This window comes from Streptomyces aurantiacus (assembly GCF_001418335.1).
Lineage (GTDB): Bacteria > Actinomycetota > Actinomycetes > Streptomycetales > Streptomycetaceae > Streptomyces > Streptomyces aurantiacus.
Genome location: NZ_LIPP01000122.1, coordinates 1 through 14,046, shown reverse-complemented (window position 1 = coordinate 14,046; position 14,046 = coordinate 1). Strand labels below are relative to the sequence as shown.

The window sequence follows — 14,046 nt, the reverse complement described above, 5'->3', positions numbered from 1 at the left end:
CGTCACCAGGTCATCGAGAACGTGGCTAGCGACCGCCGTCCTCCCCCTCCCCCTCCCTCTCCCCTCTACGTCTTCGACCTCACCGCGGGCCGAGGTCCAGGTCCAGGTCCAGGTCCAGGTCTAGGTGTCCAGGTCTCCATGGGTCACGCGGATCTTGGACTGGCCGTGCGGGAGTTCCTCCCAGTCGTCCATGAAGCGCGCCCGCAGTCCGTGGCGCTCGGCCAGGGCCGTGAGCGTCTCGGTGCGGTAGTAGAAGTCCTCCCGCAGGACATGGTGCTCCTCACCCTCGGTCCGGTCGAAGGTGAAGTCGAACCAGCCGCCCGGTGCGAGCACCCGGCCGACATGGGCCAGGCATTCGTCGATGACGGCGAGCGGCGAGTGCGAGAAGACGCTGTGCGCGTGCACCACGTCGAAGTGGGCGTCGGGCAGGAACCGCAACGTCAGGTCGCGAACCGGGGTCAGCCTGGGGAGCTGCTGTTGCAGGCCCATCTCCACGACGGTTTCCTGGGCGGCGCTGAGGATGTCGGGCGAGATGTCGATGCCGTAGTAGTGCCCGGGCTCCAGGTGCCGGATGAACCGCCAGCCGCCCCGCAGGTTGCCGCAGCCGATCTCCAGCATGCGGTGTTCGGGGCGCAGGCCGTGGCCGAGCAGGTAGTCGAACTGCATCGCCCCGAGCGCGAGCCATCGCTCACGGCTGCGGCTGCCGACCGCCGTGTCCGGGTCGGCCCGGGTGTCGGAGCGCATCACGGCACGGTAGTAGGAGACGTGGTCGGTGTGACGGTGGCGCAGCCACAGGTCCCGGGCGGCGCGGGTCAGATAGCGGGGCACCCGGTTCGGGTGATGCAGGGCGTATCCGATGCGGTGGCCGAGGGAGGCGCGGTTGGCGGTGAGGTTCTTCTTCGTGGGCATGTGGTCGCTACCGTTCCGAGGGGTACAAGGTCTGGTTTCAGCCTCGGTGCGGGAGCAGGGCGGTGGGCTCGGTCAACAGGCTGCGGTCCTGCTGAGGTTCGGGTGACGGCGGCGTCAGCCGATCGGTTGATGTGGCGCCGCGTCCGAAGCGTTAGACACGGAGGACAAGGATGACGATGAGGACGATGGCGATGGGGACGGCGATGGGGATGGGGACGAGGATGAGGATGAGGACGAGGCACAGCGATCCGGACGAGCGCTGGCTGGACGCAGTCGTGCACGCCGCGTTCTTCCTTCTGCTCGGCTCCTCGTTCGTCCGCTTCCTGACCCGCGACCAGGGCGGGGTGTGCACCGGGTGGGTGGTGGCGCTGTTCGCGGTCTTCTGTCTGCTGTACGTCCTCGGTCGCTTTCTGGCTCCGGCACCGCCCTCCGGCTCGCCGCCGACCAGGCGCCATCTGCTCTGGCTGGGCTCGGTCTCCGCGGTCTGGGTCGTACTCCTGGCCCTCGCGCCGAGCGCCACGTGGTGCGCGATGCCCCTGCTGTTCGCGGGTCTGCACGCGCTGCCCCCGCGGATCGCGGTGCCGGTGGCGGCCGTACTCACCGCGCTGGTCGTGGCCTCCGAAGTACGCGTCGCCGAGGGCGCGTTGAACCCCAACATGGTCATCGCCCCGCCCGCTGTCGCCGCGGTCGCCACCGCCGTGATGGTGCATCTGCAGCGTCAAGGGGCCCGGCAGCGCGACCTGATCGAGGACCTGGTCCGTACGCGTCACGAACTCGCCGCCACCGAACGGCGGGCGGGCGTCCTGGCGGAACGCCAGCGGCTGGCCACGGAGATCCACGACACCGTCGCGCAGGGCCTGTCCAGTCAGCGGATGCTGCTCCAGGCCGCCGGGCGAGTCTGGCGGACCGACCCGGACGCGGCCCGCGAGCATGTTCACAGGGCGTCGGAGATCACCTCCCGCAACCTCGCGGAGGCCCGTCGGTTCGTGCACGACCTGGCGCCGGCCGACCTCGCCGACGACACCCTGCCGGGCGCGCTCGCCGTACTCGCCGAACGAGAGAGCGGTCCCGGGCTGACCGTGGAGTTCAGGCTCGACGGTGAGCCGGGCAGGCTTCCGGAACGGGTTGAGGCGGCGCTGCTGCGGATCGCCCAGGGGGCGCTGGCCAACGTACGCGAACACGCGGCGGCAACCCGGGCCGCGCTGACGCTGACCTGCCTGGACGACCAGATTTCGCTGGACGTCGCCGACAACGGGCGCGGATTCGAGGCGGGCCCCTCGCGCGAATTGTCCGGGCCGGCCCCGGACAGTGCGCGCGGGCACGGACTGCCCGCGATGCGCATCCGGGCCGCACAGGCGGGCGGCACGCTCACCGTGGAGTCCACGCCGGGCGAGGGCACCGTCGTGTCGGCGGCGATCTGCCTGGCACCCCTGGCCTCCGTACCACTGCCACCCTCGACCATCCCCAAGGAGCACGTCCTGTGACGCCCGTCCGGCTGTTGTTGTGCGACGACCATGCCGTGGTACGTGCGGGGCTGCGCGCCCTCCTGTCCAGCGCCGACGGCATCGAAGTGGTCGGTGAGGCGGCCACCGGCGAGGAGGCACTCGCCATGGCTGCCCGGCTGAGCCCGGACGTCGTACTGATGGACCTCCAGCTCGACGACGGAATGGACGGCGTGACCGCCACCCGGCGCCTGACTGCCGAGGGTGGCGGGACGGGCCCCCGGGTCCTGGTGCTCACGATGTTCGACACCGACGCCGACATCACCCGGGCCATCGAGGCGGGCGCCACCGGCTATCTGCTCAAGGCCGAACACCCCGATGAACTGTTCACAGCGATCCACCATGCGGCGTCCGGCCGCACGGCCCTGTCGGCCCCGGTGGCCGACCGGTTGATGACCCGGCTGCGCAGCCCGCGTCCCACCCTGTCCCCGCGCGAGCACGAGATCCTCGGACAACTCGCCCGCGGCTCGGGCAACCGGGAGATCGCCCGAGCCCTGTTCATCAGCGAGGCGACGGTCAAGACCCATCTCGGGCGGATCTACGGCAAGTTGGGGGTGGAGACGAGGGCGGGGGCCGTGGCGGCCGCCAAGGAGAGGCGATTGCTGGAGTGACCGGTGTGGTGGCGGCGCGGCCACTGCGTGGAGTCCGAGGCCGAAAGGGAGCGGAAAGGGAGCCGAGGGGGAGCCGAGGGGGAGGGAAGCGTCGGCCGCAGTGTGAGATGCGAGCATCGATCGGGACTGCGGGTGGGGACCCCGGTGCCCTCGAAGCGGCGCCGCCCGAGTGAGTCGGCTCGACTCAGGACGACGGGGCTCCCGGGTACGCCTTCTTCGGTGCTGCATGACGTACTCCTTTGCGCCGGCGCCGAGGTAGAAGCCGAGGCGGTTGTCGTCCTGGGCGCTGGATGTGGTGGTGTTCCAGCCCGGCAGGAGGTTCAGGCTCACCCAGAGCATTCCGTGCTGGGCCGCCAGGAGCGAGAGGTACTGCAGGGTGTGCAGCTTGTCGCCGCTCATGGAGCCGGAGTTGGTGAATCCCGCCGCGAGCTTGTCGTTCCAGGCGCGGGTCATCCACTGCTTGCTGCTGGCCTCGGCGAAGGCGTGGAACGCCCCCGACGCGGTGCCCATGTAGGTGGGGGTGCCGAAGATGATGGCGTCGGCGGCATCCATCAGTTCCCAGTCGGCGTCGCTGAGGGAGGCGACGTCCACGCGGTGGACGTGTGTCCCTGCGATGGAGCGCGCGCCGTCGGCCACGGCGCCGGCGATCTGCGCGGGTACGCCGCGTTCGGCGAGCGGCGGCACGGAGGAACGGAGGAACGGACCGGTGGCACCACCGGCACCGCGCTCCGTGCCGACTCGACAGGCACCCCCCGCTCCGGCGAGAACGCGGAAAAGATTCCGCGGTGAGGCAACGGTCTCGGCCTCTCATGGCCTCTTTTGAACATCTAGGAGGTGCTCATGGGGGTTCGGAAGCAGGCCGGGGACAGAGAGTTCCAGGCCTTCGTCGTCGGCCGCTGGCCGCGGCTGATGCGCACGGCATTCCTGCTCACGGGGGAGCAGCACGCTGCGGAGGATCTGGTCCAGTCGACGCTGGAACAGGTCTATGTGGCCTGGCACAGGGTCGCCTCGGCCGACGCCCCGGAGGCGTATGTACGACGAGTGATGATCAATGCGCATGCCCGCAGGTACCGCAGGAAACTGCGGGAGTTCCTGGTGCCCAGGAGCGAGGACGCGGGCCTGACACATGAGGTGGCCGACACCGGTGACCGGATCGCCCAGGCCGACGACCGCCACGTGCTGCTGAAGGCGCTGGCCGAACTGCCGGCACGGCAGCGGGAAGCAGTGGTCCTGCGCTACTGGGAGGATCTCACCGAGACACAGACGGCCGAGGCGATGGGCTGTTCGGTCGGCACGGTGAAGAGCAACGCAGCCAAGGGGATCGCGAAGCTGCGCGCCATATCGGGGCTGGCGGAGACGGTGACGCTGGGAGGACGAAAGTGAAAAGCGCGGACTGGGAGACGAGTCACAACATGACACAGCACGACATCGCACTCCTGCTGGCCGACGCGGCCGACGAGGTGGAGATCGGCATAGCCCCCGCCCAGGCGGTGATTCGGGGCGGCCGCCGCCGCAAGGCCCGTCGCTGGGCGGTCGTGGCGGCCACCACCGTGGTCGTGGCCGGCTGTACGGGGGCTCTGGCGCTGACGGGGCTGTCCGGTGACGGGGACCGGGGGGTATCGCCGGCGAGCCGGCCGGTCGCCAGCCCGGAGGGCCCCGAGCCGCACATGCGGACGACCCTGGCGAGCGGCACCGACGCGGGAGCGCCGTGGAGGGTGTACATCGACGTGTGGAAGGCTCCGGCGGACACGGCGGAGGCCAAGGCCACCCTGGCGGCGATGGCAAAGTTCGGCGAGCACCCGGAGGACGTCTCCACGGCCTCCGAACTGGTGGGCAAGGTCGCGCACTTCGTGTACCGGGTCACCGGTGAAGAGGCGAGGACCACCCAGATCGCGGACATGGTGCTACCTGAGGACGACGTCCAGTCCGGCGGCGAGTACGGGACCGTGTCGCTCCCGCTGCTACCCGAGAACGACACGGCCCCGCGCCTGGTGACCGGCCAGGTCGCCAAGACCGCCCGGGAGGTCACCTGCACCTGGAAGGACGGCACGACTACCAAGGTCGGCCGTGCGTCCGCGGCCACCGAGGCGAACGCCGCCGTTCCGGTCATTCACAGCCTCAAGGATTCGCCCGACGACTGGTTCGTCTGCCTGGCGCCGAAGTCCACCGAGTTCGAGGGGATCAAGGTGACGAAGTAGACGAAGCGGGAGACCGGGTGCGGGGAGTCGAGGCCGGACGACGGTTCGCGACGCCCGGCGGCCCCCGGAGCCCCGTCCGGGCCGGGGCTCCGGAAGACACCCGCGGCACCGGGGGCCCGCGGGCAAACAGTCCCTGGCCGCCGCCGAGGAATCGGGCGGGGCCACAGCCGGTGGGACGGCGTCCTGCCCACGCGGACCCTCCTGGTCGAATGGCCGGACGGCCAGGACCCCGACGGACTACTGGATATCGAATCTGCCGCCCACCCAAAAGTCGAGGCACCGCCCCAAGCCTCTAGGGACCGTATTGAGTTCCGATCAATGGGTGGTTCGGGTGAGGTCCTTGAGCCAGATCATCGAGGCGCGTAGGTGGAGGCCGGCGAGGTAGCTGTCGGGAGACTTGTCGTACCGGGTGGCGATGCCACGCCAGGCCTTCATCTTGTTGATCAGCCGCTCGACGGTGTTCCTCTCCTTAGCACGTCAGAGGGCCATGCCTCCCGTTGCGTCGATGACCTGGCCGGTCACCCAGCGTGCGTCGTCGGAGGCGAGGAAGGCCACGATGTCGGCCATGTCTTCCGGCCGCCCGATCCGGCCGAGGGCGGCAAGAGACGCCGCTTGCGCCTCGGCATGCGGATCGCCCAGCAGGGTGGCCGCGCTGGCATCGGTGAGGACGGTTCCGGGGGCCACCGAGTTGACCGTGATGCCCCGGGGACCCAGCTCCTTGGCGAGGGCGAGACTGAAGTTGTCCAGGGCTCCCTTGGTGGCGCCGTAGGCGATCATTCCCGGCGTGGCCAGGCGGGCCACGGAGCTGGAGATGTTGATGATCCGGCCCCCGTCGCGCAGGCGCGGCAGTCCCTGCTGCGTGACGAAGAACGGTGCACGCACGTTCACGGCGAAGACCTTGTCGAAGGCGTCCTCGGTCAACGACTCCAGGGATGCGAAATCCCCGATGCCGACGTTGTTGACGATGATGTCGAGCTTCCCGTCGGGCACGTGCTCCGTGCCCGCGGCGTCGAAGGCGGCCCAGAGGCGGGCCGCGTCGCCGCGTTCGCCCAGCCCCGCCTGGAGTGCGAAGGCCCGTCCTCCGTTCTTGCGGATGTTTTCGACGGTCTCGCTCGCCGCCGTCTCGTCGCGGGCGTAGGTGACGCCGACGGCGGCGCCGTCCTGGGCGAGCCGCTCCGCGATCGCCCGGCCGATGCCCCGGCTGCCGCCGGTGACCAGTGCGACCTTGTCCTCAAGTGCTCTTGCAGACATGGCGGAAGACCGCCTCCCGTTCATCGAATCGTCTCTTGAGTGCTATGGAGTGCCTGGACCAGCGGCTTGTGTTCGGGCCACCACCGCTGGACGGCTTCGACAGCCGTCGTCGGGCTGACGTTGAAGCAGAGCTTCGCGCCGGGTGCCAGCTCGTGGGTGGTGTTGACCAGCACCTCCAACAGCGGGGTCAGCTCCGGGTCCAGCCGGACGCCGGCGCCGATCAGCACGATGTCGTAGTCCTTGGCGGTCAACGCGGCGCGAAAGACCGCCTCGGCCGTGCGGCCGTAGTCGAGCAGGCAGACATCGACACTGAGGCCGAGCTCCTCAAGCCGAGCCCGGCCCGCGGCCATTCCGGCCCGGACCGCCTTGGCGTCGATTTCAGGGAACGCCGCCCGTGACGAGGGCGCGTCGTCCACCAGCGCTGGATCCAGTCCGACGTTGAGCATGGACGGGGACATGTCGGTGTACCTCCGGTGACCTGGGGTTTCTCGGACCCACGGTAGGCGCCCGGAGGTCGGGCGGCCCTCCCACATTTCTGGGATACCGTGGCAAGGGTGAGTTCCCCGATGGTCCGGCGCGAGACCGTGCGCGACATCGAGGCGATCTGCGGTCTCGACCTCGACTCCCGAATACTGCGCCGCCGGATCGCCGACCGGCTGACACGCCTCATCCCGGCCGACTCCTACTGCTTCAGCACGATCGACCCGATGACGCTGCTGACCGCCGACCAAGTCAGCGCCGGGCTCGTACCGGAGGCGGCCGCGGCCGCCGCGCACAACGAGTACCTGGTGGACGACGTCCTGAAGTTCGCGGCGCTGGCCCGCTCCGAGGTGTCCGCGGGCACGCTCGGTGCGGCCACCGGCGGTGATCCGGAATCCAGCCACCGCTACCGGACCGTGCTGCCGATGATCGACGCACGGCACGAGCTGCGGGCGGGCTTCGTGGTGGACGGCCGCTGCTGGGGCGTCGTCGCCCTCTTCCGCGGCGGCCGGCGGCCCGACTTCACCCCGGCCGACGTCGGCGTCCTGCGGCGGCTGTCCGCCCCGGTCGGTGCGGCCCTGCGCCGGGCCGCCCACCGGGCACCCGACGACACCGCTGCGGGCCCGTCCGAGGCCGGAGTGCTCCTGCTCGACCAGGAATTGCGGCTGTTTTCGGAGAACCTGGCCGCGAAACTCTGGCGGGACGAGCTGGGCCCGTCGCAGGCGGAACTGCCGTCCGCGATCCTGGAGGTGGCCGCACGGGGAAGAGGCGCTGAGCTGCCGGCGTACGGACGCATCCGCGGCCGCTCGGGCCGGTGGCTCTCCGTCCAGGCCTCGCCGCTGAGTGGTGGCCCGCACCCGGCGGCCATCGCCGTGACGGTACATCCGGCGCCGGCCGCCGACGTGGCCGAGATACTGCTGCTCGCGTACGGGCTTACACCGCGCGAGCGGGACGTGCTGGCGCGAGTCGTCGCCGGTCTGCCGTCGCGGACCATCGCCGTGGAACTGCACATCACCGCGGCGACCGTGCAGGACCATCTGAAGAGTGTGTTCGCGAAGACCGGTGTCCGCAGCCGCAGCGAACTGGTGGCGACGGTCCTGGGCCTGTGACCGGACGAGTGATTACTGAGTTTTTCGGATTACTGAGTTTTTCGTTAGGGACCGTATCCAGTTGTGATCAATCTGCGGGATTCGACCTCGCGGCACGGCGTGAGCCGGTAGACGCGGTGTCATGACGCAGGTGCAACTGAGCGACGCTGAATGGGAGTTCATCGAGTCCCATCTGCCGATCGGCCGGTTCGGTCCGTATCCCGAGCGGTTGCGGCAGCAGTTCGAGGGGGTGATCTGGCGGTTCAGGACCGGTGGGCAGTGGCGGGAGATGCCGACAGGACATCGGACACCGACCCCGGACGGCAGGAGCGGCGCCGCGTCCGGCGCCGGCTGCGGCTGAAGGCCGCTTCGCTGGGCCGCTCCCGGGGCGGGCAGACCAGCAAGATCCACCTCGCCGGCGACCGCAGGTGCCGCCCGCTGGTGCTGCTCCTGACCGCCGGGCAGGCCGCCGACAGCCCTCAGTTCATCCCCGTCCTGAACCAGATGCGCGTCCGTCTGCCCGTGGGCCGTCCGCGCACCCGGCCGGACGCCGTGGCGGGCGACAAGGCCTATTCCTCCCGTGCCAACCGCGCCCACCTGCGCAAACGCCGCATCCGTGCGGTCATCCGGAGAAGAAGGACCAGCTGGCCAACCGCAAGAAGAAGGGCTCCCAGGGCGGTAGGCCCGTCGACTTCGACGCCGAGCTCTACAAGGAGAGGAACACCGTCGAGCGGCTGATCAACAAGATGAAGGCCTGGCGTGGCATCGCCACCCGGTACGACAAGTCTCCCGACAGCTACCTCGCCGGCCTCCACCTACGCGCCTCGATGATCTGGCTCAAGGACCTCACCCGAGCCACCCATTGATCGGAACTCAATACGGGTCCCTAGCAGACCCTCGACGCACTCCAAGACCTGCTGAGGTGCTGGACCGGCACCAGCAGCACCTGCGGTCGCCCCCTTAAAACCAGCAGAACCAGAACCTGACGGAGTGCTACTAGACGATGGTGCAGGTTCGGGCGTCGTAGCTGGCCTTTCGGTCATTGCCGTCGGCGTCGGCGAAGTGGTAGACCCCGTTGACACGTGAGATCGCGATGTCCCTGTACCGGCCGTCGTACTTGTCGACCGTCCCGTCGCCGTCCGTGTCCCTGAGTCGCTTGCCCGCGGCGGCCCAGGTGTTCTTCCCTACCGAGCCGTCAGCGGCAGTGGGGCTCATGTAGTTGGCCTGCCACGAATGTGTGGCAAGGGTGGTGTTGTGGCCGAAGTAGCCGTCGATCTGGTCCCTGTGGCCACCGCTGGAAGAATCCGCCCAGAAGACGATCTTCTGCCACAGGCACGTGGCATTGGAATTCCGGTTGTAGCCCCCGAACTCGGCGACGACGCCCTCGTCGGTCCAGTCGTCCGTGAAGGTTCCGGTGCCCTGGATGTAGGCGTTGCCGTTGTAGGAGTTGGACGCCGAGGCGGGAGCGGCCATGGAGACACTGATGCCAAGGGCGAGGAGTGTGGCGGTCAGGGGAACCGCGGTCCTGCGCAGGACGCTGCGGATCTTGCTGGAGGAAGCCATGGGTCTCCGGATCAAAAGAGCAGGCCAATGGGCTTGCTCGGACGGATGAAGCCGAGTTGGTCTACGACCTCGGCAGGAGATGAGAGGCTTTTGTTGTGGTCGGTGTCAGCCCCGTACGACGGGACGGTAGCCCGGTCCGGTCGCTGAGTGTGCCGGTCGTTTGCCCCACAAGTGACGGATGACGAAAGGCCGTTGCTCAACTGCCTGGGTACGGAAGCCGAGACGGACGGCGGCTCAGAACCCCGCGTTCCCCCTGGAGGGGAGCATCACGGCAGGCCGCCAAAGCCCGAAGGACCAGATCGGTGATCTGGTCCTTCGGGTTGTGCAGGTTGCACGGGCTATGCGGGTCGCGCGGGTTGTACGTGTAGGAGTTCCTCGGCGCCTACCAGCGGGGCGTGGCCTGTACGGTGACTCGCTGGATGGCCTTGATGGCGAGGTCGGGGCGGTCGACGTGGACGTAGTGGCCGGTTCCTGCGGCGGTGCTGATCCTGCTGCGGCCGGAGAGCTCGCGTCACTCGTGCCGGCCGTCGCTCCGCATCTGCTCCACGGCGGGCCCGTAGTCGGGGACCTCGGAGTACTGGTGCGCACACGGACGGGCTCAGCCACCGCGCCAGCCACCGCGCCTCCAGCGGTCGGATCGGACGTCCCCCCACACCCGACCGCCCCGACCACCGAACCGGCGAACCTATGCGGTCACGGCACTCACCACGGCGGCGCAGGGTGAAGGTGTCCACGCCCACGTATTATTCCTTGACACGAATATTCGTCATCGGGAATACTCGGATCCATGGACGCACTCCTCACCGCACTGGCCGACCCGGCCCGCTGGCGGCTCGTGGGCCTGCTGGCCGAGCGGCCCCGCTCGGTCGGCGTCCTCGCCCAGCTCGCCGGGGCTCGGCAGCCACAGACGACCAAACACCTGCAGACGCTCGAACGCGCCGGCGTCGTCACCTCCCGGCGCACCGGCCAACGCCGCATCTACGCACTCCGGCCCGCTCCCCTCCGGGACCTCGCGGCCACGCTCAGCCGGCTTGCCGACACCTCGACCCAGGCCGACGGCCTACGTGCGACGTACGACCACTACGGGGAGAGCCTCCACGCGGAGCGGGCTGTCGCGGGGGAGTCCGGGTGGGCCGACGGCCGCTCGTTCACGTTTCACCGGCCGCTCGCAGGCAGCCCGGAGCTGGTCTGGCGGCACCTGACCGATCCTGCGCTGCTCTCCCGGTGGTGGGCTCCCGACGGCCTCCGCGTCTCCGAGCTCCTCTTCGAGGTGCGACCGGGCGGCCGGATCGTCCTTGAGTACCGCGATGCCGAGGACGCCGACGACTCTGACGCGGTCGCCGGGCGGGCGGAGGGCGCCGTCGAGGACGTACGGCCCGCCGAGCGCCTCGTCTACCGGACCTCGCCGGTACTCCCCGATGGCAGTCCCGCCTTCACTGCTCACGTCGACCTGGGACTGTGCCCCAGCGACACCGGCACGGACCTCGATGCCCACTGGCGGATCACCGGCAGCGCCGTCGACTCCGCCGACTTCATCGCAGGCATCGAGATCGGCTTCGGCCAGAGTCTCGACAAGCTCGCGGGGATCCTCGCCGCGGCGCACGACACCGACACCCACACCGACACCCACACCACCAATGCGAGGAGCGCGAAATGACTGACTCGACCAGCCGCAGGGTGACCGCGAATCTTGCCCTCTCCCTCGACGGGCGCTATCACGGCCCTGGAGGACCCGGCGATTTCAGCATGTTCGCGCCGTACGTGACCTCCGAGGTCGCACGGCGCCAACTCACCCGCATATGGGAGGGCGCGACGACGGCGGTGCTTGGCCGACTCAACGCCGAGGGATTCTTGGGGTACTGGCCCTCGGTCGCCGAGGACGAGAACGCCGACCCCCGTGATCGCGGCTACGCGAAGTGGCTGGTCGACTCGGAAAAGGTGGTCTTCTCGACCACCCTGACCGAGGCGCCGTGGGAACGCACCCGCGTGGTGAACGCCCCGGCCGCCGACATCCTCGCCGAGCTCAGGACCACCGGTGAGGGCGACATCCTCGTCAACAGCTCCTCAAGTGTCATCAAGCCGCTGCTCGCGGCAGATCTGGTCGACCGGCTGTACCTCATGATCCTCCCTGAGATCGCGGGAGACGGGCAGCGACTGTTCGACGACGGCCTGCGGGCTACGAAGTGGAAGCTCACCCACCAGGAAACCGGCGACCTGGGCGAGATGGCCCTGGTCTATGACCGGGCCCGCTGACCCGGCCGATCCGCGCTGCGGTCCGCTCTTTCGCCGGCACCCAGGGATCTTGCTCCTCCTCGGCATGACCCTCTGCTGAGCCGACGGCGCTCAGCGCCCAAGTAGGCTCCATGGAAGCCGACTTCGCTGCGGATGCTGGGAGGAGCGTTCCCCGCCACCTGGCAAACCGGCAGCTCAGGGCAAGATATACAGACAACTGCAGTGCGACGGGACACCGGGTCGCGCCTGTATCTCGTTCGTGCTCGCGTTGGAACGCCGACGCTTGGAAGGCCGGGCGGCCGCGCCGGGAACAGCCGGTTCGGTCGTCATGGTTGCATCGACCGAGGGACCGGCGCCGCACGGGCGGGGAAAACGGAGACCACAAGGCCGTCGTCCCCACCGGGATCCGGGCCCCAGGATCGCGGCAAGCTCGCCGCACATTTACACAAAAATGTATTTTTTCAGGAGGTTCTTTCATGGCTGACCGACCCTTGACGCTCATGGCAGTACACGCGCACCCCGACGACGAGGCCACCGGAACCGGAGGGGTCCTCGCGCAGTACGCGGCGGAAGGCATCCGCACGGTTCTCGTGACGTGTACCGACGGCGGCTGCGGTGACGCACCGGGGGGTGTCAAGCCGGGTGATCCCGGGCACGATCCGGTGGCCGTCGCCTTGATGCGCCGGCAAGAACTCGAAGCGAGTTGTGACGTTCTGAAGGTCAGCGATCTGGAGATGCTGGACTATGCCGACTCCGGAATGATGGGCTGGTCGAGCAACGACGCCCCCGGATCCTTCTGGCACACCCCGGTGGAGGAAGGCGCCGCCCGACTCGCGGAACTCATGCGGCACTACCGACCCGATGTGGTCGTCACCTACGACGAGAACGGCTTCTACGGGCACCCCGACCACATCCAGGCCCACCGCATCACGATGGCGGCGCTGGAGAGGACCACACTGACACCGAAGGTGTACTGGACGACGGCGCCCCGCTCGATGATGCAGCGTTTCGGGGAGACCATGCGGGAGTTCCACCCGGACATGCCGGAGCCGGATCCCGCCGAGGCCGCCGCGATGGCCGAGATCGGCCTTCCCGACGATGAGATCACCACGTGGGTGGACACCACCGCGTTCAGCGGCCAGAAGTACGATGCGCTGGCCGCGCACGCCAGTCAGGGCGAGAACATCTTCTTCCTCAAGATGGGCAAGGAGAGGTTCGGCGAGTTGATGGGCATGGAGACCTTCGTACGTGTCAAGGACACCACCGGCGCGGCCGTACCCGAGAACGATCTCTTCGCCGGACTGCGCTGATCCGTACGTCCGACCGGGGCCCGGGATAACTCATCGGCGAGCCTCCGCGGCAGGCGTACGGCTCAGCGCGTCGCGGAGCTCAGGGGCGAGGGCCTGAAGGTCGTGGCGGTCGTGGTGGTCGCAAGCCGATAGGTATTCGGAGATTCGAGGAGGAGACGGCCCGGCGCGCCTGGCAGGTCAGGCGAGCCGGGTGATCCTCCGCAGGAGGGGCCGCGGTTGAAGGCCGCGTTGCACCGGGAGCAGATATGCGGCGGGATTTCCGGCCTTCCGGCCTTTGACCTGTTGTTTGTGCGTGTGGCGGACGTTCATGAACGCGAGCGCCGCACAGACCGCCGTATCCGCCACGGGCCGGCCGAGGAAGTCACCGGCGACCGTAGGGCCGAACGCGCCCATCACGGCAGGCATTTCGAACTTCACGTTGGCCAGACCGTACACCGGGCCGATGCCCTGCGCCGGTGACGTGGCGATGCTCGGCCCGGACCTGGTCGCGCAGCACGGCCCCGCGACGACCGCTGCTCCAGCTCCTGGCCGACGCGCTGCAGTTGTCGCGGGGCTGAGCTCGGAGTGCTGCGGCCGGTGATGAGGTATCCGTCGACCTGCGGACGCCGGTCACCCGCCGCGCCGATCCGACCCGTGACCGGACCCGACAGACTGACCGTCTTCGCGGCCCACTCCTGCACAGCCCGGCCGCGATCCACCGTACCGGCGCCTCAGGCATCACGACCTGGTTCACGAACCGGAAGGACTACGGCAGTGCGGCCTTGGCCAGGGCCGGGAGTGTGCGGGGCTGGTGGCGGGTGGGGGAGCAAGGCGGTGCTTCGGCCCTGCGGCGGAGGGCAGCTACCGGACGCCGGACTCCGCTCCTGCGGCACCGCCTGAACTGGAAGCGCGCGTCGATGGCC

The 14,046-nt window shown here is 69.2% G+C and carries 13 protein-coding genes and 4 pseudogenes; 10 read left to right on the top strand and 7 right to left on the bottom strand.

From position 1 onward, the window contains the following. Positions 1 to 120: 120 nt before the first annotated feature. On the bottom strand, positions 121 to 909 hold the full coding sequence (locus AOK01_RS17605) for a class I SAM-dependent methyltransferase (protein ID WP_055512692.1): 789 nt from the start codon (positions 907 to 909) through the stop codon (positions 121 to 123). A gap of 227 nt (positions 910 to 1,136) precedes the next feature. Here AOK01_RS17605 and AOK01_RS17600 point away from each other — a divergent pair, with 227 nt between their 5' ends. Together AOK01_RS17600 and AOK01_RS17595 are read left to right on the top strand one after the other, a co-directional pair. After that, entirely contained in the window at positions 1,137 to 2,393 is a 1,257-nt protein-coding gene (locus AOK01_RS17600; RefSeq protein ID WP_245702292.1) for a sensor histidine kinase, read from the top strand. Next, positions 2,390 to 3,022: a response regulator gene (locus AOK01_RS17595; protein WP_055512690.1), complete on the top strand. Its 633-nt coding sequence runs from the start codon at positions 2,390 to 2,392 to the stop codon at positions 3,020 to 3,022. Before AOK01_RS17600 ends, AOK01_RS17595 begins: the two co-directional genes overlap by 4 nt. A 231-nt stretch (positions 3,023 to 3,253) precedes the next feature. Here the strand turns inward: AOK01_RS17595 and AOK01_RS44415 are convergent. Next, positions 3,254 to 3,706, bottom strand: a pseudogene (locus tag AOK01_RS44415) (flavodoxin family protein); the annotation flags it as partial. A 156-nt stretch (positions 3,707 to 3,862) separates the two neighbouring features. Here AOK01_RS44415 and AOK01_RS17580 point away from each other — a divergent pair. The 3 genes and pseudogenes from AOK01_RS17580 to AOK01_RS46565 form a co-directional block, all read left to right on the top strand. Further along, positions 3,863 to 4,405, top strand: coding sequence for a SigE family RNA polymerase sigma factor (locus tag AOK01_RS17580; RefSeq protein ID WP_055512682.1), 543 nt, complete (start codon positions 3,863 to 3,865; stop codon positions 4,403 to 4,405). Between the two features lie 29 nt (positions 4,406 to 4,434). Beyond that, on the top strand, positions 4,435 to 5,220 hold the full coding sequence (locus AOK01_RS17575; protein WP_055512773.1) for a hypothetical protein: 786 nt from the start codon (positions 4,435 to 4,437) through the stop codon (positions 5,218 to 5,220). A gap of 115 nt (positions 5,221 to 5,335) precedes the next feature. Further along, positions 5,336 to 5,485, top strand: a pseudogene (locus AOK01_RS46565) (IS701 family transposase); the annotation flags it as partial. 50 nt (positions 5,486 to 5,535) lie between these two features. Here the strand turns inward: AOK01_RS46565 and AOK01_RS17570 are convergent. The 3 genes and pseudogenes from AOK01_RS17570 to AOK01_RS17560 form a co-directional block, all read right to left on the bottom strand. Beyond that, positions 5,536 to 5,691: pseudogene (locus AOK01_RS17570) on the bottom strand (IS5/IS1182 family transposase); the annotation flags it as partial. Between the two features lie 6 nt (positions 5,692 to 5,697). After that, positions 5,698 to 6,471, bottom strand: coding sequence for a glucose 1-dehydrogenase (locus AOK01_RS17565; protein ID WP_055512680.1), 774 nt, complete (start codon positions 6,469 to 6,471; stop codon positions 5,698 to 5,700). Positions 6,472 to 6,491: 20 nt separating this feature from the next. Further along, entirely contained in the window at positions 6,492 to 6,929 is a 438-nt protein-coding gene (locus AOK01_RS17560) for a hypothetical protein (protein WP_055512679.1), read from the bottom strand. A 96-nt stretch (positions 6,930 to 7,025) separates the two neighbouring features. Here AOK01_RS17560 and AOK01_RS17555 point away from each other — a divergent pair, with 96 nt between their 5' ends. Together AOK01_RS17555 and AOK01_RS41245 are read left to right on the top strand one after the other, a co-directional pair. Continuing rightward, positions 7,026 to 8,060 carry a helix-turn-helix transcriptional regulator gene (locus AOK01_RS17555; protein WP_157871343.1) on the top strand — a complete coding sequence of 345 codons (1,035 nt, stop codon included), beginning with the start codon at positions 7,026 to 7,028 and terminating at the stop codon, positions 8,058 to 8,060. 121 nt (positions 8,061 to 8,181) lie between these two features. Beyond that, positions 8,182 to 8,905 (top strand): annotated as a pseudogene (locus AOK01_RS41245) (IS5 family transposase). A gap of 130 nt (positions 8,906 to 9,035) precedes the next feature. Here AOK01_RS41245 and AOK01_RS17540 read toward each other — a convergent pair. Beyond that, positions 9,036 to 9,602 carry a peptidoglycan-binding domain-containing protein gene (locus AOK01_RS17540; RefSeq protein WP_063792816.1) on the bottom strand — a complete coding sequence of 189 codons (567 nt, stop codon included), beginning with the start codon at positions 9,600 to 9,602 and terminating at the stop codon, positions 9,036 to 9,038. 787 nt (positions 9,603 to 10,389) lie between these two features. On the opposite strand from AOK01_RS17540, the gene AOK01_RS17535 reads away from it, so the two are divergent. From AOK01_RS17535 to AOK01_RS17525, 3 genes are all read left to right on the top strand, one after another. Then, complete coding sequence (locus AOK01_RS17535; protein ID WP_055512675.1) at positions 10,390 to 11,259, top strand: metalloregulator ArsR/SmtB family transcription factor; 870 nt, start codon at positions 10,390 to 10,392, stop codon at positions 11,257 to 11,259. Next, on the top strand, positions 11,256 to 11,855 hold the full coding sequence (locus AOK01_RS17530) for a dihydrofolate reductase family protein (RefSeq protein ID WP_055512673.1): 600 nt from the start codon (positions 11,256 to 11,258) through the stop codon (positions 11,853 to 11,855). The genes AOK01_RS17535 and AOK01_RS17530 overlap by 4 nt, the downstream gene beginning before the upstream one ends. 455 nt (positions 11,856 to 12,310) lie before the next feature. Next, positions 12,311 to 13,144, top strand: a complete 834-nt coding sequence (locus AOK01_RS17525) for a PIG-L family deacetylase (RefSeq protein WP_055512671.1) — start codon at positions 12,311 to 12,313, stop codon at positions 13,142 to 13,144. A gap of 177 nt (positions 13,145 to 13,321) precedes the next feature. On the opposite strand, the gene AOK01_RS17520 is transcribed toward AOK01_RS17525, so the two are convergent. After that, positions 13,322 to 13,579, bottom strand: a complete 258-nt coding sequence (locus tag AOK01_RS17520) for a DUF6236 family protein (RefSeq protein WP_055512669.1) — start codon at positions 13,577 to 13,579, stop codon at positions 13,322 to 13,324. Between the last annotated feature and the right edge of the window lie 467 nt (positions 13,580 to 14,046).